The following is a 22,991-nucleotide window of genomic DNA, read 5'->3' on the forward strand; positions in this document are numbered from 1 at the left end:
TCCCTTGCTACGCCGGGCCCCGGGGGCTGTCAAGACGAGCCCCGGCCCGCCCCGGGGTGCCCGTCGGCTCCCGCCGCGCGACCATCGACCCCATGACGCCCCGCTCCTCCGGCCCCGGCCCGACCACCGTGGTCAACCTCAAGGGCCACCGCGACGACCCCGCGTTCGCCGACGTGGTCTACGTCGGCCGGACGATGCACCGCGGCGGCTGGCACCTCGACGCCTCCCCGCTGCACTGCCCCTACCGCCCCGGCCCGGACCTCCCGCGCGAGGAGATGCTGGTCAGGTACCGCGACCACCTGCTCGGCCACCCCGAGCTGCTCGCCCTCGTCCCCGCCCTGCGCGGCCACCGGCTGGGGTGCTGGTGCGCGCCCCTGCCCTGCCACGCCGACGTCCTCGCCGACCTCGCCGACCACGGCCTCCCCGGTGCCCCCGGCCGGCCGGGGGCACCGGGCGACGGCGCGGGAACGGGGCGCTGACTTGGGTATTCTCCCTGGACAGCGCAGCGCAGAACGGCTGCCCCGGGGGAGACGAGTGACGACGTATGGGGACCACACCGTCCGAGGGTCCGGCGGGTGAGGCGTCCTGGCAGTGGGACGGGGACGACGGGGACCGGGCCGCCGGCGCGCCCGGTGACGTGCTGACCGGGGGTGCGGACGGCGACGGCGGCGGGCCGTGGCCCACCCGGCGGCGGCTGCTGACCGGGGCCGGGGTGCTGGCGGCGGCTGCCGCCGTCTGGGGGGTGTCGCGCTCCCTCGGCGGGTCGCAGCCCGCGCCGCCGAAGCCGCAGCCGCTGCCCACCCGGGTCAGCGGGCCGGAGCCGGCGTGGGTCTACCGCGGTCCCGAGCCGATGACGCCGGGCCGGCTGAACGGCCGGCTGTTCGCCCCCGTCTACGTCTCCCGCAGCGGGGTGCGGCTGCTCGACCCGGCGACCGGGGCCGTCACCGCGACCGTCGAGGAGGGCCCGCCGAAGGGGTTCCCGGACGACTCCCCGCTGATCGTCGGCGCGGGCCGGCTGTTCACCGCCTCGCCGGGCCACGTCGACGCCCGGACGCTGGTGGGCCCCACCGCCGGCTGGAGCCTGCCGCTGCCCCCGGAGCTGGGCGACCTGATCACCCTGTTCGGCTGCGACGGCCGGCTGGTGTACGGCTCGGTCGCCCCCAGGGGCACCCTGCGCCGCAGCCTGTTCGCGGTGGACGCCGCCGGCAGCACCCTGGCCTGGTCCCGCCCGGCCGCCGACCGCGGCGAGACCTCGGTCGCCATGCTCGACACCGGCGCCGGCCGGCTGCTCGCCGTGGGCGCCGACCCCTCGGCCGGTGTGTCGCTGCTGGACGGCGCCACCGGCCGCCCGCTCTGGTCCGCGGAGAACACCGGGACCGCCTGGTCCGGTGTCGACCAGCGGCACGTCTACCTCCCGGCCGGCTCGGGGGGCGTGCGGGCGCTGCGGCTGGAGGACGGCACGCCGCGCTGGTCGGTGCTCCCCCCGGCCGGCGAGGAGTGGCGGGCCCTGCCGCCGGTGAGCGACGACTTCCGGCTGTACGTGCTGCGCGACAACGGGCTGGTCACCGCCCACGCGGCGGACAGCGGCGAGGAGGTCTGGCGGCTGCGGCTGCCGTTCCGGCTGGACCGTCGCTGCCGCCCGCTGCTGACCAGCACGACCCTGGTGGTGCCGGGCCCGGCCGACGCGGGCGTGCACTTCGTCGCGACGGAGTCCGGGCGGGCGTTCACCACCTTCACCGACTCCGGTCCCGGGGTCGACGTCTGGTCGGTCGCCAGCGACGGCACCCGGCTGTTCGCGGGCCACGACAGCACGCTCTACTGTCTGGGCGCGCTGCCCGTGCCGTGAATCCCGGGGGCGTTCGACGACGAGCGCCGGCCGCCCCGGTCCGCGCCTCCGCCCCCGGACCCCGCGCCGCCCCGGACCCCTCCGCCGCCCCCGCCGCCGCCCCCGACCGCAGGATGATGCCGTGTCGATCCGCCCGATCTCGCCCGACCGCCTCGTCGAACTGCTCGCCGAGCGGATCACCGCGCTGCCCGGAGCCGGGGACCGGTGGCTGCGGGTGGCCGTGGACGGCGCCGCGGCCGCCCGGCCGGAGGTGCTCGCGGACGCCCTGGTCGAGCCGTTGCGGCTGCGCGGACTGCCGGCACTGCGGGTCTCGGCGGCGGGTTTCCTGCGCCCGGCCTCGGTCCGGCTGGAGTACGGCCGGCACGACGCGGACGCCTTCCACGACCTCTGGCTGGACGACGGCGCGCTGCTGCGCGAGGTGCTGGACCCGCTGGAGCCGGGCGGCTCCGGCCGGGTGCTGCCGTCGCTGTGGGACCCGGTGGCCGACCGCGCCACCCGCGCGGCGTACACCGAGCTGGCGCCCGGCGGGGTGCTGCTGCTGGACGGCGCGCTGCTGCTGGGCCGGTGGCTGCCGCTGGAGCTGACGGTCCACCTGGCGCTCTCCCCCGCGGCGCTGGCCCGGCGGACCGCGCCGCAGGAGCAGTGGACGCTGCCCGCCTTCGCCCGCTACGACGCCGAGACCGGGCCGGCCGAGGTGGCCGACCTCACCGTCCGGCTGGACGACCCGCGCCGTCCGGCCCTGGTCGAACCCTCCTGACCGGGGCACCGGCCGGCCCTCAGCGCCCGCGCCGTCCGGGCGGACCGGGCCGGACCGCCGGGGCGGGGCCGCGCTGGCAGGACGGGCACCAGTAGGCGGGCCGCTCCCGCGGCGCCGTGCCGTGGTCCGCGGTCAGCACCGTGGCGCCGCAGCGCGCACAGGGCCGGCCGGCCCGGCCGTAGACCCACTGCTGGTGGCCGCGCCGGGTGTCACCGGTGGTGACGTGGCCGGAACGCAGCCGGTTGGCGTCCAGCACCTGGTGGGCGCGGGCCACCAGCCGGTCGGCGCTCGTCAGTTCGCCGACCGGCGTCCACGGGGTGACACCGGCCAGGTAGCAGAGCTCGTTGGCGTACACGTTGCCGATGCCGGCCAGGTTGCGCTGGTCGAGGAGGGCCTCGACGACCGGCCTCCCGGGGTGGGCGAGCAGCCGGCGGACCGCCTCGGCCGGGTCCCAGTCGGGCCCGAGCAGGTCCGGCCCGAGGTGGCCGACGGCGCGCTGCTCGTCGGTGGTGCGCAGCAGTTCGACCACGGGCAGCCGGTAGCCGACGGCGGTGCCCCGCTCGGTGCCGAGGACGGCGCGGATCTGGTGCAGCGGCGCGCCGGTCCACCGCTCGCCGGGGCGGAAGACGACCCAGCGGCCGTCCATCCGCAGATGGGTGTGCAGGGTGAGGCCGCCCTCCAGGCGGGCGAGCAGGTGCTTGCCGCGCGGGACGACCTCCAGCACCCGCCGCCCGGCGAGGTCGGCGGTGGCGTGGGCGGGCACCCGCAGCTCGCCGGTGGTCAGCACCTGCCCGGCGAGCGCGGCGTGCAGGCGGGCCGCCGCGCGGTAGACGGAGTCACCTTCTGGCATGCCTCCATCCTCCCCCCGCGCGGCGGCCCGTCGCAGGTGCGCGTTACTCGGCGGCCTCCTCGCCGCCCGCGCCGTGGCGGACCACGACCACCGGGCAGGGGGCGTGCTCGGTGAGGTGGCGGCTGACCGAGCCGAGCAGGGCGCCGGTGAATCCGCCGAGGCCGCGGCTGCCGACCACGACCAGTGCGGCGCCCCGGGCCGCCTCCAGCAGCGCCTGGGCGGCGTTGCCGGGGACCACCGACTCGGTGATCCGCACGTCGGACCGGGCGCCGACGGTCTTGGCGACGGTGTCGGAGAGGGTCTTGCCGGCCAGTTCCTCGGGGTTGAACTCGGGGGCGGGCACGCTCGCCCCGGCCCATCCGTAGAACGCCGGGTACTCCCAGGCCGCGACGGTGTGGACGGTGCCGCCGGTCACCCGGGCGTAGTCGACCGCCCAGCGCAGCGCCCGTTCCGAGGCGGGCGAGCCGTCCACACCGACGACGATCCTGGGGTTCGCGCTGTTGGCCATGCCGCTGCTCCTTGCTCGACGTGCTCCCTTGCCCTCCAAACATAGATCAACAGGGACATTTGTCCGCCAATTGCCGCGCCGATCGGTTCGCACACCTCCGAAACGGGTGCGGCGGGTGCACGGCGTCCTCGCCGCGCACCCGCCGGGTTCCGCCGGATTCCGGATCGCCGCCCGGTGGTCCGTCAGGCGCGGTAGGCGGCCCAGGAGTTGGACATCCGGGCGACCTGGCCGGGGGTGAACTGGGTCATGCAGGAGTCGTAGGTGTAGTCCATGAAGTTGTGGATCGGGTCGACACCGGGGGACGTGCAGGTGTCCCGGCCCGCCGGGCACTGGTAGGCGGCGCTCGCCTCGGCCGGGGTGTCGGCGACGTAGTCGCCCTGGCCGCTGCAGCCGCCCTGGAAGGTGTGGTAGAGCCCGAGCCAGTGGCCGACCTCGTGGGTGGCGGTGTCGCCCTCGTTGTAGTTGGTGGCCGAGCCGCCGGGGAACGAGGAGTCGAGGATCACCACGCCGTCGTCGGTCGGGTTGGACCGGTAGGAGCTCGGGAAGGTCGCCCAGCCGAGCAGCGACTGCCCGAGCTTGGCGCTGTAGAGGTTGAGGGCACTGGCGCCGCCCTTGCGCAGCGCGGTCTTCATCGCCTTCTCGGCGCTGGAGCCCGGGGTCACGCCGTTGTACCAGGTGGCGTTGTCGGTGTAGTCGGTGGCGACCAGCTGGAAGCGGAACTGGCTCGCGGTGTTGCCCGTGCCCTGGCCGCCGTAGGCGGCGTTGAGGACGTCGATCTGACGGGCGATGGTCGTGGCCGACAGCTTGCCGGTGGTGCCGGAGTGCACGACGTGCACGTACACCGGGATGGTCGTCGTGGCGGCCAGCGTGCCGGGGGCCACCAGGGTGTTGCCGCCCTGCGGGGAGTGCGCCAGCTGGCTGAGCCGGGACTGCAGGTCCGCGTCCATGGCCTGGGCCTGGGTCTGGGTGACGGCGTTGGGCTCCTGGGCGCCGGGGCTGCCGGCGGGCTTGCGGGCCGTGGCGTCCTGGGAGGTGTCGCCGGTGCAGGCGGCGGCGGACGGGGCCTGGGCGGGCGCACCGGCGGCGGTCGTCGCGGCGGGAGCCGCGAACTGGGTGAGGCCGAGGGCGGCGACGACGGCCGCGGCGCCGAGGAACTTGTGGGCGGCACGCGAGGGGACACGGGCGGAACGACGCATCTGCGCTCCTGGAGTGTGGTGGGGGACGGCGGTTGAGGGGGGCCGCCGTGCCACAGGCTACGCAGGGTCGCGTGTACGCGTCAGACGTGTTCCGGCCTGGAACTCCTGACGACAAATCGGACATAACCCGGAAGTCCGAGTGGTCCGACCTCGCCGCACATGGAGCATGTCCCGTCGCGCACCTGCGCACAGGACCGGCCCCGGCCTGTCCGAAACGTGACACCCCGTCTGCCCCGCGCAGCGGTGCGGCGGCCGGCGGAACAGGACGAACGGGATGAACCGGGCGCCCGAACCGCCTCGCCGAGACTACGACGCCAGGAAGACGATCTCCCGCAGGGCACGCGCACCGGCCCGGTCGAGTACCACGGCCGACGCACATCCGGCGGGCGGGCTCCCCGTCCCCGCCAGCCGCCGGCGCAGCCGCCGGGCCGCCTCACGGTGCCGGGCGAAGGCGTACGCGGAGACGGCCTGGCCGCGGGCGCGCTGGCCGTCGCGGGCCTCCTCGGCGCTGGCGTCCAGCAGGACCAGGTGCACCCGGCGCCCCTGCCGCTCGGCCATCCGCACCAGCCACTGGCGCACGTACGGCACCGCCCCGCAGTCGTGCACGGCGAGCGGGCCGCCGGCCAGCACGGCGCGCCGCAGCCGCCGGTAGTGCGCGATCCGCACCAGTGGGCGGTACACCGCGTAGGGCAGCCAGGCCGGCAGCCGGGCCGCGTACTCCTCGCGGACCAGCTGCGAGTCGACCAGCCGGGCGCTCACGCAGCGGCGCATCAGGGTGCTCTTCCCGCTGCCCGGCAGTCCGGAGACCACCAGCAGGTCGTCCGCCGGGTAGTGCAGCGCGGCCGGCCGGGCCCGGCCCCGCCCGGCCCGGCGAAGGTCCTGCAGCCCGCGCGGGCGCAGCGCGGCGCCGGCCGGCGCCGCCGCGACGTCCGGGCAGCCGGCCCGGGGCGCCGGCACCGTCCGGTCGAGGACCGTCCTGGAGACCTGCACGTCCGCCATCGAAACCCCCTGCCTCCCCGCAGCCCCGGGCTCTCCCGGACCCGCCTCCCGAAGAGCCTTCCCCCTTCAAGAGAGAGTAAAGACTAGTGGTCAGACCGGGTCCGGGCCGAGCCCTCCACGCCCCGGGTGCGTCACAGAACCGCCCCGGGAGCGTTACAGCGGACCGCGACGGCCGGCCGTCGGGGCCGGCCGTCGCGGCGGAGCGGGGGCCGGACCGCTCAGCCGAGCTGCGGGGCGACCCGGGAGGCGATCAGCTCCAGGTGGTCGAGGTCCTCCAGGTCCAGGACCTGGAGGTAGATCCGCTGGGAGCCGACGGCGGCGAACCGGCCGATCCGCTCCACCACCTCGTCCGGGGTGCCGGCCAGGCCGTTGGCCTTCAGCTCGTCGACCTCGCGGCCGATCACCGCGGCCCGGCGGGCCACCTCGGCGTCGTCCCGGCCGACGCAGACCACCAGGGCGTTGGAGTAGACCAGGTCGTCGGCCCGGCGGCCGGCCTTCTCGGCGGCCTCGCGGACCCGGCCGAACTGGGCGGCGGTCTCGTCGACGGAGACGAACGGCAGGTTGAACTCGTCGGCGAAGCGGGCGGCCAGCGCCGGGGTGCGGGTCGGGCCCTTGCCGCCGACCAGCACCGGGATCTTCGCCTGCGCCGGCTTGGGCAGCGCCGGCGACTCGCTCAGCCGGTAGTACTCGCCCTCGAAGTCGAAGGTCTCGCCCACGGCGGTGCTCCAGAGACCGGTGATGATCTCCAGCTGCTCCTCCAGCCGCCCGAACTTCTCCTTCGGGAAGGGGATGCCGTAGGCGGCGTGCTCCTGCTCGTACCAGCCCGCGCCGAGGCCGAACTCGACCCGGCCGCCGCTCATCGCGTCGACCTGGGCGACCTGGATGGCGAGCACGCCGGGCAGCCGGAAGGTGGCGGCGCTCATCAGGGTGCCGAGGCGGATGGTGCTGGTCTCGCGGGCCAGGCCGGCCAGGGTGATCCAGGCGTCGGTCGGGCCGGGCAGGCCGCTGACGTCGCCCATCCTGAGGTAGTGGTCGGAGCGGAAGAAGGCGCTGAAGACCCCGAGCTCCTCGGTGGTCCGGGCCACCCGCAGGAGGGTGTCGTAGCTCGCACCCTGCTGGGGTTCGGTGAAGATACGCAGATCCATACCGGCCATTCTGGTACGGACCGCCCCGCTCCCACCGCGGATCCCCCGAACCCGCACCGAAGGTTCCGCTCCGGTCCGCCGGCCGGCCGGGCGGAGGTGACGGCGGCGTGGCCAAGGTCTCAGCCCGGAACCGCCCCGGGCGGCCGGAGCCGCTCCCGCGCTCGCCTACCGTGGACGGATGCCCGTCACGCCCGACGAGTCGCACCGGGGCTCCCCCGACGACTCCCCAGACCCGCGCAACCGCCCGGCCGGCTGTCCGCTGCCCGGGATCGTCGCCGCCTTCACGCCCCGGCTCGCCGAGTTCGCCTTCGAGCCCGGCTTCACCGCGGCGGTCGACCAGCACGCCGCCGAACTGCGCGAGCTGCTGTACGCGCAGGGGCCGGAGCTGCTGCCCCGGCCCCTGGACCGCGAGGAGCTGTCGGACTACGCCCTGGGCTTCCTCGACGCGCTCACCGAGATCGGCTGGCGCGAACCGGTCGGGTACGACTACGCGGTGCACCGGCTGACCGCGATCTGCTGGCTGGTCCGGCAGGACGGCCTGCTCGCGGCCTGAGCCCGGCGGGCGGCCGGCCGCCCGCTCAGCCCGGCTGCTCGCCGGGCCGGCCGGGGTCGATGCCCGGGGCCGGCGGCGGGGTGGCCGGGGTGGTCGGCCGGGCCGGCTGGTTGGTCAGCGCGTCCGAGCGTCCCGCCTGGTAGGCACTGCCGCGCAGCTTGGCGGTCTCCTGCTCGGCACTGGCCAGCCAGCGCTCCCAGCGCTGACGCATCGGGATGATCAGACCGCCGCCGACGCCGACGATCAGGACGCCCGCGATCGAGGCCAGCACCGCGACCAGCACCGGTCCGGTGATCGCGGTGGCGATCCCGGCCTGCCCCAGCGCCGCCACCACGCCCAGCAGGACGATGAACGCCCAGGCGATGGTGGCCACCGTCCGCCCGTACGCCGCGCCGGACAGCGCGCTGCGCACGATGTCGCGCACGGCGTTCGCGATGGCCATCGCCACGACCACGATGACGACCGCCACGATGCCCTTCGGCAGCCAGGCGACGATGCCGTTGATCATCACGCTGATCGGGTTCGGGCCGAAGACGCCGAACGCCAGCTGGAGGGCCATCAGCAGGATCGCGTAGTAGACGATCTTGGCGACGATCCCGGTCAGGTCGTACTTCGAGCCCTCCAGGTGCCGGGCGATCCCGGACCGCTCGGCCACCCTCTCGGAGCCGACCCGGCGCAGCACGCGGTCGAGGATCCGGGCGATGGCCTTGGCCACGAACCAGCCGATGACCAGGATCGCCAGGAAGGCGATGAACTGCGGAATGAACTTGGCGACCTTCGACCAGGCCTCGGTGAAGCCGGAGCCGAAGTCGACGGACAGTGCGAGCTGCTGAGCCACGGGAGTCCTCCACTCGGCGACACCGCGCCGGGAGCGGCGCGGGGACCCCCCACCCTTCGTGGATAGCAGGGTCCCCGGACGCCCGCACGCCCCGGCGGCCCGCACTGGCCTCCGCGGGTGAACCCGCCGCTGCCGCCGGGGCGCCCCCGCCGCGTACAGTGGCGGTCCGGGAACACGGACGACGGGCGGGAACGGGGCGGACCTTGGGCGACAACGGCGGGGGCGGTCACCGGGCGCTGGTCTGGCACGGGCGGCCGCAGCGGCCGGGCGCCGCGGTCCTGGTCCTGCACGGCGGACAGGAGCACAACCTCTCCCGGCCCGGGCCGCTCAACCTGGCCGGTCTGCGGATGACCGGCTTCGTGCGCGCGCTGCGCCGGGAGACCGCGGGCGCGGACATCGCGGTCGGCAGCGTCCGCTACCGGCACCGGGGCTGGAACGGCGAGCGGGCCGACGCCGCCCGGGACGCCGTCGCCGCGCTCGACGACCTCGCCGAGGAGCTGGGCCCGGTGCCGACCGTCCTGGTCGGCCACTCGATGGGCGGCCGGGCGGCGCTGCGGGCGGCCGGCCACCCCACGGTCACCGGCGTCGTCGCGCTCGCCCCGTGGTGCCCGGCCGAGGACCCGTGCGAGCAGCTGGCCGGGCGCGACGTCCTGATGCTGCACGGCGACCTCGACCGGATCACCTCCCCCGCCGACACCCGCGCCTTCGCCGCCCGGGGCCGCGCGGCCGGCGCGCGGGTCTGCGGCTACACCGTCGCCGGGACCGGCCACACCCTGATGCGGCGGATCGGCGACTGGCACCGGGCCACCGCCCGGCTCTCCTCCGGCCTGCTCGGGCTGCGCGACCTGCCGCCGGAGGCCGCCGCCGCACTCGCCCTCCCGCCCGGCTCCGACGCCTCCCTCGGCCTGCCGCTGCCCGCCCACCCCCGCAGCGCCCCGCCCCGCTCCCCGTCCCGCCCGCTGCCCACCGACGCCTGAGGCCGCCTGCGGCCGGGGCCGGGCCGGGGGAGTTTCCCGCCGGGGCCGAAGCGGGCTCCCCGGCCTGCCGGGGCGGGTATTCTGAGGGACCGTCGGAACCAGATCTTCCAAAGGGGCGGGGCCCGTGACCGAAACCGTGACGATCGACCTCGGGGACGGCACGACCGTCCGCGCCGAGGTGATCGGTGAGGTGAACTTCCAGCAGCAGGACGGAAGTTCACCCAAGCGGGAGCCCTTCGGCGACGCCCGGCTCGGCGGCGGGGCCCGCCGGGCGACCGAACAGCTGGGCGAGGCCGTCGCCCTGACGCTGGACCAGGTGCGGTCGACCGTCCAGGGGGTGGGCCGCTGGGCGGCCGAGAGCATCGCCCAGGACGCGGCGGGCTCACCGGACGCCTTCGAGGTCGAGTTCGGCCTCAAACTGGCGGTCAAGTCCGGCCAGTTGCTCGGGGTCATCGCCGAGGCCGGCGGCGAGGCCGGGCTCACCGTCCGGCTCTCCTGGGACCTCGCCGAACGCCGCCGGCGGACCGCGCAGCAGCCGTCCCCGCTCCCGGGCGCGGCCGACGCCGAGTGACCACCACGGCGGCGCCCGGCCGTGCGGGCCCCGATCCCCTGCGGTCCTGTGCGGTCATGGTCGAGGTCGCCGGTGACTTCGCCGGCTGCGGGTTCCTGGTGGCGCCCGGCCTGGCCGTCACCGCCGCGCACGTCCTCGTGGGAGCCCGGCGGGAGGCCGCCCCGGTGACCCTGCGGCACGGTCCGGACGTGCACCCCGTCGCCGCCCAGGCCCTCCGGCTGTTCCCGGAGACCGGCACCGGCGGCCCGTTCCACCCGTTCCCCGACCTCGCGCTGCTGGCCGTTCCCGGCTGGAGCGGCCACCCGGTGGCCCCGCTGGGGGCCGGGGAGCTCGCGACGGGCACCCGGCTGACGGCGCTCGGCTTCTCCACCCACACCCCGGACCTGGGCACCGCCCGGCCGGACACCCTCGCCCTGCGGGTCGTCGGCCCCGCGGGCGACTTCGTCCGGGTGAGCGGCGACGGCGTGCGGGACGGCCACAGCGGCAGCATGCTCGTCGGCGCGGACGGGCTGGTCCACGGGGTGCTCAAGGGCAGCCGCTCCTACGAACTGGACCACGGCGGCTGGTTCACCCCGGCCGCCGCCCTGGACGCCCTGCTCGGGACGGCGCGGCCCGCGGCGCCCGGCCCGCCCGCGCCGCCGCCGGGCGACGACGAACTGGTCGCCGCCCTGATGGCCTTCCGGCTGCTGCGGCGCTCCGACGGCCGGTTCCTGCTGCTGGACGCGATGGGCCGGGAACTCGGCCTGCCCTACGGCTTCGAGGCGGACGAACTGCCCGACCGCCGCCTGCACCTGCACGCCGTCGTGGCGGGCTGCCGGAGCTTCCGCGACGGCCGGGTCGCCCTGCGGGCCCTGGTCACCGCGCTGGCCGGGCTGGCCCCGGAGGACGGGGCGCTCGACGACCTGCGCCGGCTGGTCGGACGGGCGGTCGGCGAGCGGGAGACCGGATGAGCGGAGCGGCGCCGACGCCGCCCCCGAGACCGTGGAGCGGGGCGGCGGACCTCCTGCTGACCGACGTCCTCCTCGGCTGCCCCAGGATGCTCCGGCACGACTTCCGGCAACAACTCGTCGCCGCCATGGGGCGATCCGCCGCGACCCCCGGCATCGACGCCGACATCACCGAGCACGGCCGGCCGAGCACCCACGTCCGCAACCTGGTCGAGGCCGTCGCGGCCCGCGCCGATCCCCGGACCGCGCTGGAGTCCCTGTGCGACGCGCTGCGCGCCCTGGCCCCGGACGACGCCGCCCTGCCCTGGCTGGACCTCACCGCGCTGCTGCTGACCCGCGACCCCGAACCGCACACCGGCGAACTGCCGTCAGTGGTGGCCGAGTTGTTCCGCCTCCCGGCGCTCCCCGGGCTCCACCGCCATGTCCCCGGGAACACCTCCGGACTGCGGAACCTCACCGGCGAGGAGAGCCTGCCCGAACTCCTGGGCCGTCTCGTCGACCGGCGCGACCCCGACGTCCTCGGCCCGCTCACCGGCTTCCTGCGCGCACTCGGCGCCGACCCGCGTGTCACCCGGCACGCCGAACTGCCCGCGCTGCGGCGCTTCGTGGACGCCTTCGGCGGCCCGGCACCCGCGGCCGCGCCCCAGGTGCGGCTGATCATCCAGATCCGGCTGGACGAGGAGACCCCGGAGCACACGGGCGACACCCGGTACCGTCTGCGGCTGTCCTACTACCGCCAGCCGCTCGCCGGAGGCCCGTTCGAGCGCGCCGACCGCCTCCCGGTCATCGCCTCGCTCACCCGGAGCGAACTGGCCGCCGCCGGCGCCGCCGCGCTGGTCCACTGGCCGGCGCTGGAGCGGGAGATCCGCGGCAAGGCCGTGCGGATCGAGTTCCTGCTCCCCCGGTCGATGCTGAGCCACGCGGCCGAGCTGTGGTCCTCCGGCTCCACCGGGCGCCCGATCGGCCAGCACCATCCGGTGGTGGTCCGCTCGCTGGAGCGCTACACCGACAAGTTCGTCAACTTCGAGGCCTGGCACGCCCGGTGGGATCAGCTCGGCGGACTGGTGGCCGGGGACGGCCGGGCCGACCCGCTCGACCGGATCGGCTGGCCCCCGCTCGACCCGGCGCGCGTCGCCGACCTGCCGGACTGGCTCGCCGCGCGCCCCGCGCTCGCCTGCCTGGGCCTCGACGTGCCGTACGACCAGCTCCACGCCGACGTGCGGTACGCCGTGGACGACGCCATGTACCTCGACGGCCTGCCCGGGCTGCTCTGGCGGCGGGTGGCCGGTGACGCGGACGTCCTCGTCGAGGCGCTGCGCGAGCACCGGCCGGCCCGTCTGGCCGACCTGCCCGACACCGTCCACCGGTACCGCCGGAAGCTCCGCGCCCGCACCCGGGACCCCCGGCACGACGTCACGCTGCTCTGGGAGGACCCGGACTGCGTGGACCCGGACCAGGACAGCCCGTTCCCGGGGATGGCCGGATGAGCGGCACACCCCGCGGGCCGGGGACCACACGCAGCGAGACAGGAGCGGACATGGCCGAGGACTGGTGGATCTACCGGGGCACCGGCGTCCCCCACGACGAGATCGCCCGGCTCCCCGAGGCCCCGGCCTGGCGCGCCTTCGGCGAGCCGGGCGAGGCGGTGCAGGAGCTGCCCCCGGAGGAGTCCGGGGCCGTGACGGCCCGCCGGCTCGGCCGGGCCCGGCAGGCCGCCGCCCACCGGGCCGACGAACGGGAGGTGCAGCTGGTCAACCTCGCCCTGCACCTGCGCCGTCCGCTGCTGATCACCGGCAAACCCGGTGTCGGCAAGTCGACACTCGCGTACGCCGTCGCCCATGAGCTGGGCCTCGGCCCGGTGCTGCGCTGGCCGGTCACCAGCCGCTCCGCCCTGCGCGACGGGCTGTACAGCTACGACGCGATCGGCCGGCTGCACGAGGCCGGGCTGCGGCGGGAGGCGGCGGACCGGCGACCCGCCCAGCACCTCCGGGTGGACCGGGAATCCGGGGAGCCCGGCATCGGCGGCTTCCTGCGGCTCGGCCCGCTCGGCACGGCGCTGCTGCCCTGGCGCAGGCCCCGGGTGCTGCTGATCGACGAGATCGACAAGAGCGACCTCGACCTGCCCAACGACCTGCTGAACGTCTTCGAGGAGGGCGAGTTCGAGATCCCGGAGCTGGTGCGGCTCGGCCCCGGCGAGCACACCGTCGGCACCGCCGACCACGGCGGGACGACGGTCGTCCGCGGCGGGATCGTGCGCTGCGCGCAGTTCCCGCTGGTCGTGCTCACCAGCAACGGCGAACGCGAGTTCCCGAGCGCCCTGCTGCGGCGCTGCGTGCGGCTGGAGATCCAGCCGCCGGGCGCGGAGCGGCTCGCCGCGATGGTCGCCGCCCACCTGGGCGAAGAGACGGCGGCCGCCGGGTCGACCAGGGCGCTGATCGCCGAGTTCCTCCGCCGCCAGCGGGAGGAGGGGGCGGAGCTGGCCAACGACCAGCTGCTCAACGCCCTGCTGATGGCCGGACGCGGCCTCGGGGACGGCGAGCGCGGCCACGACGTCCTGCACGACGTCCTGCTGCGCCCGCTCAACGAGAGCTGAGCGGGCGAGTGGACCGGTCCTCGGAGGTGCCGCCGGGCCAGGCGGAGCAGGACGCGTCGGCGGATCCGCTGAGGGAGGCGCTCGGCGCCCTGCTCACCCCGGGCGACGGCGGGCCGGTGACGGCCGGCGACCTCGCGGACGTCCTGTGGATCGCCCGGCTCTCCGGACTGGGCCCGCCGCCGGCCCCGCCCGCGGCACCGGGGTCCGACGGCGACGGCCGGCCCGGGCCCGCGGCCACCGGCGAGGCGCCGACGGACCCGCCCCCGGCCGGCCTCCCGCCGTGGCCGGCCCGCCGGCGGGAGGCCGCCGGCCCCCGGGCCGTGCTGCACTCCCGCGCCGGCTCCCCCGGCCCGGGCGGCGCCGCCGCGCCCGGCGGGCGGACCGTCCGGGTCACCCGCCCCCGCGCGCTCGACGGCTCGCTGGACCTCGCCCGGGCGCTGCGCCCGCTGAGGCGGCCGGCCGACGCCCCCGGGCGGGCCGCCCTCGACGAGGAGGCGACCGCCGAGGCCACCGCCGAGACCGGCATCCTGCTCCCGGCCTGGCGGCCCGCCCGGGAGCCGTACTTCTCGGTCGACCTGCTGGTCGACACCGGCGCCACGATGGCCGTCTGGCACCGGCTCGCCGATGAGCTGGGCACCCTGCTGGAGCGGCACGGCGCCTTCGCCGACGTCCGCCGCTGGTCGCTGCGGACGGACCTGGACGCCCCCGCGCTCGCCCCGCTCCGCCGCCACCGCCCGGCCGTTCCCCCCGTCCCCCGCTCCGGCTGGTTCCGCCCGCTCCTGGACCCGACCGGCCGCCGGATCCTGCTCGTCCTCACCGACGGCGTCGGCCCGGCCTGGTACGGGGAGGAGCTGCCCGGCTTCCTGGCCGCCACCGCGGCCACCCGTCCGGCCGCGGCGCTGCAGGTGCTGCCCCGGCGGCTGTGGCACCGCACCGCGCTGCGCACCGCCCCGGTGGAGGCGCGCGCCTCCGACACGGGCCGGCCGGTCCCGGTGTTCCGCTCGGAGGCCGCGCTGCCCGGCATCCCGCGCGGCGCCCGGGGCGCCGCCGAACGGGCCCGGGTGCGCTGGCTGCCGGTCCTGGAGGTCGACGCCGACTGGCTCGCCCCGTGGGCCCGGCTCACCGCCGGCCGTGCCTGCGGCTGGACGCCGATGCTGGCCGCCCCGCTCGGCGGCGTGCCGCGCCCGCAGCGGCCGGCCGGCCCCGCCGAGGGCCCGGCCACGCCCGCCGAGCGCGTCGCCCGCTTCCGGGCCGGCAGCTCCCCGACGGCCTACCGGCTCGCCTGCCACCTGGCGGCGGCGCCGCTGAGCCTGCCGGTGATGCGGCTGGTCCAGCAGGCCGCCGTCCCCGAGTCCGGGCAGACGGACCTCGCGGAACTGTTCGTCTCCGGCCTGCTCGAACCGCCCGGCGCGGCCGCCGGGGACCCGGACGAGCAGATCTACGCCTTCCGGAGCGGCGTGCGGGCGGAGCTGCTCACCGAGCTGAGCCGTACCGAGTCGGTGGACGTGCTGGCGCTCCTCGCCAAGGTGTCCGGCCGGGTCGCCGCGACCTTCGGCGGGACGCTCGACTTCCGCGCCCTGGCCACGGTCGGCGGGGACGGTGCGCCGCCGTCGGCGCTGTCGGAGCGGAGCCGGGTCTTCGCGGAGGTCGCGGTGGAGGTCCTGGCGGGCGCCGGTGGCCGGCACGCGGAGGACGCCGCGCGACTGACCTCGGCGCTGGAGCGGTCGGCGCGGGACGGCGCGGCGGCCCGTACGGCGCCCACGGTCCCGGCGGCCGCACCGGCCGCACCGGCCGCTCCGACCAGCCCCGCCCTCAGACCCGACCGGCTGGTCCCGGTGCCGCCCGTCCAGAGCCCGCCCGATCCCCCGGTCATGATCGGCCGGCGCGGCGCACTGGCGGAGCTGGCGGAGGCCTTCTCCCCCACCCGGACGGTAACCCGGCCGGGCCTCCCCGACCTGGTGATCCTCACCGGCGCCCTCGGGACGGGACGCCGGCGGCTCGTCCAGGAGTACGTCGGCGCCTTCGGCGGATCGCATCCGTTCGTCCACTGGATCGACGCCCGCCGGCCCGGCACGCTGCGGACGGGACTGTCGCGGCTCTGGCAGGCCGTCGGCCCGGCCGGCGCCCTGTTCGACGAATCCTCCCTCGCTCCGCTGTGGCGGCAGCTGGCACGGCATCAGGACTGGCTCGTCGTCCTCGACGACGTCCCCCGGGGCGCCTGGGCCAGCGACAGCGAGCTACCGTTCTTCCTCCCCCGGCACGGCCGGGGATGCGTCGTCGTCACGACCGAATCCATCGGCTCCTGGCGGCCCCCGACGGGGGCCCGGGTCGTCCGGCTCGGAGCGCTCGACACCGACGAGGTGGTGGACGAGCTGCGGAGGTGGCTGGGCCCGGAGCACGACGCGGCGGACCCCGCGGTGGAACGGGCCCTGCGGCGACTGGCCCGGCGGCTGCCGCGTGTGCCGGTCCAGCTGGCCGCCCGCAACCTCGCCGCGGACGTGGCGGAGGCCCTCGCCGCGCCCTGGCTGCGGAACGGCATCGCCGAGGAGGAAGCCCTCGTCCAGACCGGAATCATCAGGATCCCGCCGTCGCGACGCATCCCCCTGCAGACCCTCCCGGCCGCGTCCCGCGCGTTCACCGGTCGTGCGGAGGAAATCGGCGAACTGATCAGCTTCCTGACGCCCGCCGAGCCCGGCACCGACGCCACCCGTGCGGCCGTGGTCTCCGGCCTTCCGGGCGTCGGAAAGACGGAGCTCGTCCTCCAGGCCGCCGAACGGGTCCTGGCGTTCGGGTGGTATCCCGGCGGAGTCCTGTACCTCGACCTGGCGGGCAACCGGAGCGGTGAGGCGCTCACCACCGAGAAGGCCGTGGAGATCCTCCTCCGCTCCCTCGACACCAACCAGGACGCCATCCCGGCCGACCACCAGTACCGGCTCCTCGTCCACCGGGCCGCCCTTGCCCGGTACACCCGGGAGTTCGGGCCCGTCCTCATGGTCCTCGACAACGCGGCGAGCGCCGCCCAGGTGGCACCGCTGCTCCCGACCGACGGCGCCGTCAGCGTCCTCGTCAGCTCGCGGAGCGTCCTGTCGCTCGATGCCCGGCTGTTCGAGGTGGGGGTGCTGACCGCCGAGGCCTCGGTCCGGCTCCTGGAGAACCGCCTCCGGAAGCGTCTGGGCCACGACACCCGGATCGCCGACGCCCCCGACCAGGCCCGGGCGCTGGCGGAGCTGTGCGGCAGGCTGCCGCTGGCGCTGACCCTCTGCGCCGGACAGCTGGCCCAGACCCCCTCCCGCCCGGTGGCATCGCTGGTCGAGCAGCTGACCGATCCCCGGCGGCGGCTCGACCTGATCCGCCGCGACGAACAGAGCGTGCGAACGGCGTTCGACATCTCGTACCGACAGCTCCCGGGCGACCAGGCGCGACTCTTCCGGCTGCTCTCGGTCTTCCCCCACCCTGATCTGACCACGGAGGCCGCGGCCCGCCTCGCCGACCTCGACGCCAGGGAGACCGGGATCCTCCTGTCGGCCCTGGCCGACACCCACCTCGTCGGCTACGGCTCGGCCTGGGGCCGCTGGTCGGTCCACTCACTGCTCACCCTGTACGCCGTGGGCCTCCGCGAGGATCACGCCGACAACCGCGACCAGGCCCTCGAACGGCTCCTGACGCACTACCGCTCCGCGGTGGAGAGCGCCGTCCAGCACCTCGACCACGGGTTCACCGACCGCTTCCGCTCACCCGCGGAGGTCCGCACCTGGGTGGACTTCGAGCGGCCCGTCCTGCTCCCGCTGGTCCGCTACGCCGCCTTCACCCTCGCGACACCGCTCACGGCGCTGCTGGTCCGCGTACGCGGCTTCGACGACCTGGCCACGGTGGTGGACACCGTGCTCGCCGCCCTCCGCCGGGACGACAACCGCGAGGACGAGGCGGGATTCCTTGAGCGCCTCCGGCTGGAACTCGACGGCCGGCCGCCCGGTGAGGAGGTTCCGGAGGATCAACGCACGGCTTTCGAGCAACTGTCCCGGCTCACCGGCGACTCGTCGGACCGAAAGGCGGTCCACCTGCTCTTCCAGCTGAGCGGCGCGGACGTCCGCACCGCGAAGTCCGTCGTGACGGAGATCCTGGTCGACCTCGTGGCCGACCCCGAGGTCGACGGCACGGTGCTCGACCTCGACACCGCACTCCAGGTGACCCTCACCGGCGAGCGGGATCCGTTGGCGGCCGTCGGGCGCGCGATCGTGCGGGTGTGGCAGGCCGTGTCCGCGCTCCCCGCCGGGGCCGGGCCTCCGCTCGGCCTGGCGGTCTTCACCGGCCCGCACGATTCCCGGGCACCGGGTCGCCAGGCCTTGATGCGGAGGCTCGCGACGGCACCGAGGACCCCGTACAGCCCCATTGCGGCGCTCACCGTCTCCGGGGCCGTCCTGGATCTGGTGAGCGACCGGCTGGGCACCGGTGAGGCCCTGCGCTTCACGCAGGTCGAGGGCGCCCATCTGTACAACGGCGACGCCTACGCACTCGGCGGACAGCTCGCCGATGTCAGTGGCGGCTGATCCACTACCGGTGCACCGGAACCGCCGACGATCAGACAGGAACCACGGGCATGGGCGTACTGACCGACTACTTCCGCGCGGCCGACGACGCCGCCGTCCTCGCCGCGCTCCACGATGCCGAGGGCGGGCCGCCGGTCGGGGGCCCGGGGGCGGTGTTCGACGGGGTCGAGGCCAAGGGGGTGGACCCGGATGTCGTCCTGGGGCAGCTGATCGCCGTCGTGCGGCGGGTGGAGTGGGCGGTCGACCTGGTCGGCGGAACGCCGGTGTGGCCGACCACGCCGCCGCCCGGCCGGGAGGGGCCCGCGGACGAGGACGACCCCTGGGCGACCGGGCCGTGGGTGATGCGGCTCGGCCGGCCGGTGCGGGACACCCTGGCGGAGCTCCCGGAGGCCGGTCTCGCCGAGGTCGCCGCCCGGTGGGCGGCGGCCGCCGAGGAACTGCCCGGCGCGGACGGCGAGGGCCTGCGCCCGCTGGTCCAGGAGCTGTCCGGGCTGGCGCGCCGTGCCCGGGCGGCGGGCGAGGACCTCTACTGCTGGCTCTGCCCGTAGCCCGCAGCCCGGCGGAGGGTGAATGGTTCACCGGCAGAAATATTTACCCGGCCGACGGTGTTGCGCCCTGGAGGTGTGCGGGAAGGACCCGCACGGGCCGGAAGGACGGGAGCAGCGCCGTGCGCGTCGAGATCTGGAGCGACATCAACTGCCCGTGGTGCTACATCGGCAAGGCGCGCTTCGAACGGGCTCTGGAGCGCTTCCCGCACCGCGGGGACGTCGAGGTCGTGCACCGGTCGTTCGAGCTCGACCCCCGGGCGCCGCACCAGGCGCGGCCGGTGGTGCCGCTGCTCGCCGCCAAGTACGGGATGGGCCTGGAGCAGGCGGAGGCGGCCGAGCAGGGGATCGCCGACAACGCGCAGGCCGAGGGGCTGGCGTACGTCCGTGCGGGGCGGGACGCCGCGAACTCCTTCGACATGCACCGGATGCTGCACTTCGCCGCCGAGCACGGGCGGCAGGCGGCGCTGCTGGACCTGCTCTACCGGGCCAACTTCGCCGAGGAGGCGTCCGCGTTCGCGCCGGGGCGGCTGGTGGAGCTGGCCGTCGAGGCGGGGCTGGACGGCGCGCAGGCGGCGCGGGTGCTGGCCGACCGGCAGGCGTACGCGGACGCGGTGCGCGAGGACGAGGCGACGGCGAGCGCGATGGGCGCCACCGGCGTGCCGTTCTTCGTGTTCGACCGCCGGCTCGGGGTCTCGGGCGCGCAGCCGGCCGACACCTTCACGGCGGCGCTGGAGCAGGCCTGGGAGAGCCGCACGGTGCTGACGCCGGTCGACGCGGAGAACGCCGCCGGGGCCTGCGGGCCGGACGGGTGCGAGCTGCCGCAGCGCTGAGCACGGGCGGGTGCGGGATGCTGGGCCCATGAGTACCGCCGTGGTCGTGGGCGGTGGGCCCAACGGGCTCGCCGCCGCCGTCCGGCTGGCCCGGGCCGGGCTGCGGGTGACCGTGCTGGAGGCCGCCGGGGAGGCGGGCGGCGGGGCGCGCAGCGGCGAGGCGATCGTGCCCGGGCTGCTGCACGACCACTGCTCGGCCGTCCACCCGATGACCGTCGGCTCGCCGTTCCTGCGCGGTCTGGGGCTGGAGCGGTTCGGACTGGAGTTCCGGCTGCCGGAGGTCGACTGCGCGCACCCGCTGGACGACGGCACGGCCGGGGCCCTGTACCGGTCGGTCGCCGACACCGCCGACGCGCTGGGCGGCGTCGACGGCCGGCGGTGGCGGCAGCTGTTCGGGCGGCCGGTCGCGGAGTACGACCGGCTCGCCCCCGCCCTCATGGGCCCGCTGCTGCGCCTCCCCCGTCACCCGGTGCTGCTCTCCCGGTTCGGGCTGCCCGCGCTGCTCCCGGCCTCGGCCCTGGCCCGGGTGTTCTCCGGCGAGCGGGCGCGGGCGCTGTTCGGCGGGGCGGCGGCGCACGCGTTCCAGCCGCTGCACCGGCCGCTGAGCGCCGCGATCGGGCTCGGGCTGCTGACCTCCGGGCACCGGTACGGCTGGGCGGTGGCCGCCGGGGGCTCGGGGGCGATCACCCGGGCGCTGGTCGCGCTGCTCACCGAGCTGGGCGGCACGGTCGAGACCGGGGTGCGGGTCCGCTCGGCCGACCGGATCCCGCCCGCCGACCTCGTCCTGTACGACCTCGCCCCCGGCGCGGTCGCCGATCTCCTCGGCGACCGGCTGCCGGCCCGGACCGCCCGCGCCTACCGCCGCTTCCGCCACGGACCCGGGGCGTTCAAGGTCGACTTCGCCGTCGAGGGCGGCGTGCCCTGGACGGCCGAAGCCGCCCGCCGCGCCGGCACCGTCCACCTCGGCGGGGGCTTCGCCGAGCTCGCGGCCGCCGAGCGCGCCGTCGCCGCCGGGCGGATGCCGCGGCGGCCGTTCGTCCTGGTCGGCCAGCAGTACCTGGCGGACCCGCAGCGCTCCGTCGGCGACGTCCACCCGGTGTGGAGCTACGCCCATGTGCCGCACGGCTACGCCGGGGACGCCACCGGGGCGGTCATCGCGCAGATCGAACGCTTCGCCCCCGGCTTCCGCGAGCGGATCATCGGCCTGGCCGTGCGCCGTCCCGCCGACTTCGCCGCCGGCAACCCCAACTTCGTCGGCGGCGACATCATGACCGGAGCCAAGGACGCCGCCCAGCTCCTCCTCGGCCCGCGCCCCACCCTGCACCCCTACGCGACCGGCCTGCCCGGCCACTACCTCTGCTCCGCCGCCACCCCGCCCGGCCCGGGCGTCCACGGCATGTGCGGCGCCCACGCCGCCGAGGCGGCCCTGCGGTGGCTGCGGCGCTGACCGCCGGGGCCGGGCCGGGCCGACGCGGGCCGGGCCGACGGTGGGCTGAGTCGACGGCGGGCTGGGCCGACGGCGGGCTGGGCCGAATGCGTGTATCGGTCTCTTGACTGGCGTCACCGAAGCGCGATACTTGGCTCACTCCCGCTCGCCCTACGAGGTGGCCCGCCCATGGAGCTCTCTCCCTCTGCGCACGTGGACACGTTCTGTCGCGACAACCTCCCGCCGCTCGACGAGTGGCCCGAACTCCTCTTCGAATTACCGGAGTTGGCGTATCCGGACCGGCTGAACTGCGCACACGAGCTGCTCGACGCGACGATCGCCCGGTACGGGCCCGACCGGCGGTGCCTGGTCACGCCGGACGCCCAGTGGACGTACGGCGAGCTGCGTGAGCGGGCGGACGCGGTGGCCCGGCTGCTGGCCGGGCGCCTCGGCCTGGTGCCCGGGAACCGGGTGCTCCTGCGGGGCCCCAACGCACCGTGGCTGGTGGCCTGTTGGCTCGGGGTGCTGAAGGCGGGCGGGGTGGCCGTGACCACCATGCCGCTGCTGCGGGCGGGCGAGCTGACCACGCTCTGCGCGATCGCCCGGCCGGTGCTGGCGCTGTGCGACGGACGGTTCCTGGCGGAGCTGGAGCGGGCCGAGACGCCCGGGCTGACGGTGGTGCCCTACGATCGGGCCGGGCCGCAGGGCCTGACCGGCGGCGCGGGGTTCACCGCCGTGCCGACGGCCGCCGATGACGTGGCGCTGATCGCCTTCACCTCCGGCACCACCGGCCGCCCCAAGGCCACCATGCACTTCCACCGGGACGTGCTCGCCAACGCCGACACCTTCTCCCGCCACCTGCTGCGGCCCACCCCCGGGGACCTCTTCGGCGGCACCCCGCCGCTCGCCTTCACCTTCGGGCTCGGCGGGCTGGTGGTCTTCCCGCTGCGGGCCGGCGCCGCCGCGCTGCTGCTGGAACAGGCCGCGCCCGAGCAGCTGGCCGAGCAGGTCCGCCGGCACGGGGTGAGCGTGCTGTTCACCGCGCCGACGGCCTACCGGGCGATCCTCGCCGCCGGGCTGGCCGACCGGCTGGCGGGGGTGCGGCGCTGCGTCTCGGCGGGCGAGCACCTGCCGGCGAGCGTCTGGGAGGCGTTCCGGGCGGCCACCGGGGTGCGGCTGATCGACGGCATCGGGGCGACCGAACTGCTGCACGTGTTCATATCCGCCGCCGACGCCGACATCCGCCCCGGCGCGACCGGCCTGCCGGTGCCCGGCTACCGGGCGGCGATCCTGGACGACCGGGGCCGGCCGGTGCCCGACGGGCAGCCCGGGCGGCTCGCCGTCAAGGGCCCGACCGGCTGCCGCTACCTCGACGACCCGCGCCAGCGCGACTACGTCCGGGACGGCTGGAACCTCACCGGGGACACCTGCGTGCGCGACGCCGACGGCTACTTCTGGTACCAGGCGCGCACTGACGACATGATCGTCTCGGCCGGCTACAACATCGCCGGTCCCGAGGTCGAGCAGGTGCTCGCCGAGCACCCGGACGTCGCCGACTGCGCGGTGGTCGGGGCACCGGACGAGCGGCGCGGCACCGTCGTCAAGGCGTACGTGGTGCTGCGCGCCGGGGTGACGGGAGGACCGGCGACGGTCCGGGCGCTCCAGGAGCACGTGAAGCGGACCGTCGCGCCGTACAAGTACCCGCGCGTGGTGGAGTTCACCGACGCGCTGCCGCGCACCGCGACCGGGAAGCTGGCCCGCGCCGAACTGCGCCGGCGGGCGGCCGCCGGGGCCGCCGGGGCACCGGCGAGCGTGACCACCGAGCGCCGGGTCGAGTGGTCGGACACCGACGCGGCCGGG

General features: G+C 76.4%; 19 protein-coding genes and 1 pseudogene. 14 read left to right on the forward strand and 6 right to left on the reverse strand.

Features of this window, described 5'->3' with window-relative positions; translation table 11 throughout:
- The first annotated feature begins 92 nt into the window (after positions 1–92).
- The 3 genes from ACFVVL_RS13245 to ACFVVL_RS13255 all read left to right on the forward strand — a co-directional run bounded on the left by ACFVVL_RS13245 (position 93) and on the right by ACFVVL_RS13255 (position 2,603).
- Complete coding sequence (locus tag ACFVVL_RS13245; RefSeq protein ID WP_380294465.1) at positions 93–479, forward strand: DUF4326 domain-containing protein; 387 nt, start codon at positions 93–95, stop codon at positions 477–479.
- A gap of 65 nt (positions 480–544) precedes the next feature.
- Complete coding sequence (locus ACFVVL_RS13250; protein ID WP_387674267.1) at positions 545–1,846, forward strand: PQQ-binding-like beta-propeller repeat protein; 1,302 nt, start codon at positions 545–547, stop codon at positions 1,844–1,846.
- 121 nt (positions 1,847–1,967) lie between these two features.
- Entirely contained in the window at positions 1,968–2,603 is a 636-nt protein-coding gene (locus ACFVVL_RS13255; protein WP_380294463.1) for a uridine kinase, read from the forward strand.
- 19 nt (positions 2,604–2,622) lie between these two features.
- Here the strand turns inward: ACFVVL_RS13255 and ACFVVL_RS13260 are convergent, their stop codons facing one another.
- The 5 genes from ACFVVL_RS13260 to ACFVVL_RS13280 all read right to left on the reverse strand — a co-directional run bounded on the left by ACFVVL_RS13260 (position 2,623) and on the right by ACFVVL_RS13280 (position 7,301).
- Positions 2,623–3,453, reverse strand: a complete 831-nt coding sequence (locus tag ACFVVL_RS13260) for a DNA-formamidopyrimidine glycosylase family protein (RefSeq protein ID WP_387674270.1) — start codon at positions 3,451–3,453, stop codon at positions 2,623–2,625.
- Between the two features lie 43 nt (positions 3,454–3,496).
- Positions 3,497–3,961, reverse strand: coding sequence for a universal stress protein (locus tag ACFVVL_RS13265; protein WP_387674273.1), 465 nt, complete (start codon positions 3,959–3,961; stop codon positions 3,497–3,499).
- Between the two features lie 182 nt (positions 3,962–4,143).
- Positions 4,144–5,157, reverse strand: a complete 1,014-nt coding sequence (locus tag ACFVVL_RS13270) for a zinc metalloprotease (protein WP_387674276.1) — start codon at positions 5,155–5,157, stop codon at positions 4,144–4,146.
- 306 nt (positions 5,158–5,463) lie between these two features.
- A complete protein-coding gene (locus ACFVVL_RS13275; RefSeq protein WP_387674279.1) occupies positions 5,464–6,156 on the reverse strand; it encodes an AAA family ATPase in 693 nt (230 codons plus the stop codon).
- A 218-nt stretch (positions 6,157–6,374) separates the two neighbouring features.
- Complete coding sequence (locus ACFVVL_RS13280) at positions 6,375–7,301, reverse strand: LLM class F420-dependent oxidoreductase (protein ID WP_380294458.1); 927 nt, start codon at positions 7,299–7,301, stop codon at positions 6,375–6,377.
- Positions 7,302–7,479: 178 nt separating this feature from the next.
- Here ACFVVL_RS13280 and ACFVVL_RS13285 point away from each other — a divergent pair, with 178 nt between their 5' ends.
- Positions 7,480–7,854, forward strand: coding sequence for a DUF6401 family natural product biosynthesis protein (locus ACFVVL_RS13285; protein WP_380294457.1), 375 nt, complete (start codon positions 7,480–7,482; stop codon positions 7,852–7,854).
- 25 nt (positions 7,855–7,879) lie between these two features.
- On the opposite strand, the gene ACFVVL_RS13290 is transcribed toward ACFVVL_RS13285, so the two are convergent.
- Positions 7,880–8,692, reverse strand: coding sequence for a hypothetical protein (locus tag ACFVVL_RS13290; protein ID WP_380294456.1), 813 nt, complete (start codon positions 8,690–8,692; stop codon positions 7,880–7,882).
- Positions 8,693–8,895: 203 nt separating this feature from the next.
- Here ACFVVL_RS13290 and ACFVVL_RS13295 point away from each other — a divergent pair, with 203 nt between their 5' ends.
- From ACFVVL_RS13295 to ACFVVL_RS13340, 10 genes and pseudogenes are all read left to right on the forward strand, one after another.
- On the forward strand, positions 8,896–9,669 hold the full coding sequence (locus tag ACFVVL_RS13295) for an alpha/beta hydrolase (RefSeq protein ID WP_387674284.1): 774 nt from the start codon (positions 8,896–8,898) through the stop codon (positions 9,667–9,669).
- Between the two features lie 124 nt (positions 9,670–9,793).
- Complete coding sequence (locus ACFVVL_RS13300; RefSeq protein WP_387674287.1) at positions 9,794–10,240, forward strand: CU044_2847 family protein; 447 nt, start codon at positions 9,794–9,796, stop codon at positions 10,238–10,240.
- A gap of 56 nt (positions 10,241–10,296) precedes the next feature.
- The gene (locus ACFVVL_RS13305) at positions 10,297–11,190 is read left to right on the forward strand and encodes a trypsin-like peptidase domain-containing protein (RefSeq protein WP_387674289.1); all 894 of its coding nucleotides are present in this window, start codon (positions 10,297–10,299) and stop codon (positions 11,188–11,190) included.
- Complete coding sequence (locus ACFVVL_RS13310) at positions 11,187–12,674, forward strand: hypothetical protein (protein ID WP_387674292.1); 1,488 nt, start codon at positions 11,187–11,189, stop codon at positions 12,672–12,674. The genes ACFVVL_RS13305 and ACFVVL_RS13310 overlap by 4 nt, the downstream gene beginning before the upstream one ends.
- A gap of 50 nt (positions 12,675–12,724) precedes the next feature.
- Complete coding sequence (locus ACFVVL_RS13315; RefSeq protein ID WP_387674295.1) at positions 12,725–13,780, forward strand: AAA family ATPase; 1,056 nt, start codon at positions 12,725–12,727, stop codon at positions 13,778–13,780.
- Positions 13,781–13,788: 8 nt separating this feature from the next.
- A complete protein-coding gene (locus ACFVVL_RS13320) occupies positions 13,789–18,327 on the forward strand; it encodes an SAV_2336 N-terminal domain-related protein (protein WP_387674298.1) in 4,539 nt (1,512 codons plus the stop codon).
- 50 nt (positions 18,328–18,377) lie between these two features.
- Positions 18,378–18,875, forward strand: a complete 498-nt coding sequence (locus ACFVVL_RS13325; RefSeq protein WP_387674301.1) for a hypothetical protein — start codon at positions 18,378–18,380, stop codon at positions 18,873–18,875.
- 119 nt (positions 18,876–18,994) lie between these two features.
- A complete protein-coding gene (locus tag ACFVVL_RS13330) occupies positions 18,995–19,705 on the forward strand; it encodes a DsbA family oxidoreductase (protein WP_387674304.1) in 711 nt (236 codons plus the stop codon).
- Between the two features lie 28 nt (positions 19,706–19,733).
- Positions 19,734–21,152, forward strand: coding sequence for a phytoene desaturase family protein (locus ACFVVL_RS13335; protein ID WP_387674306.1), 1,419 nt, complete (start codon positions 19,734–19,736; stop codon positions 21,150–21,152).
- Positions 21,153–21,320: 168 nt separating this feature from the next.
- Positions 21,321–22,931, forward strand: a pseudogene (locus tag ACFVVL_RS13340) (AMP-binding protein); the annotation flags it as partial.
- Between the last annotated feature and the right edge of the window lie 60 nt (positions 22,932–22,991).

It is taken from the genome of Kitasatospora sp. NPDC058115, assembly GCF_042884635.1.
In the GTDB taxonomy this organism is placed as follows: Bacteria; Actinomycetota; Actinomycetes; order Streptomycetales; family Streptomycetaceae; genus Kitasatospora.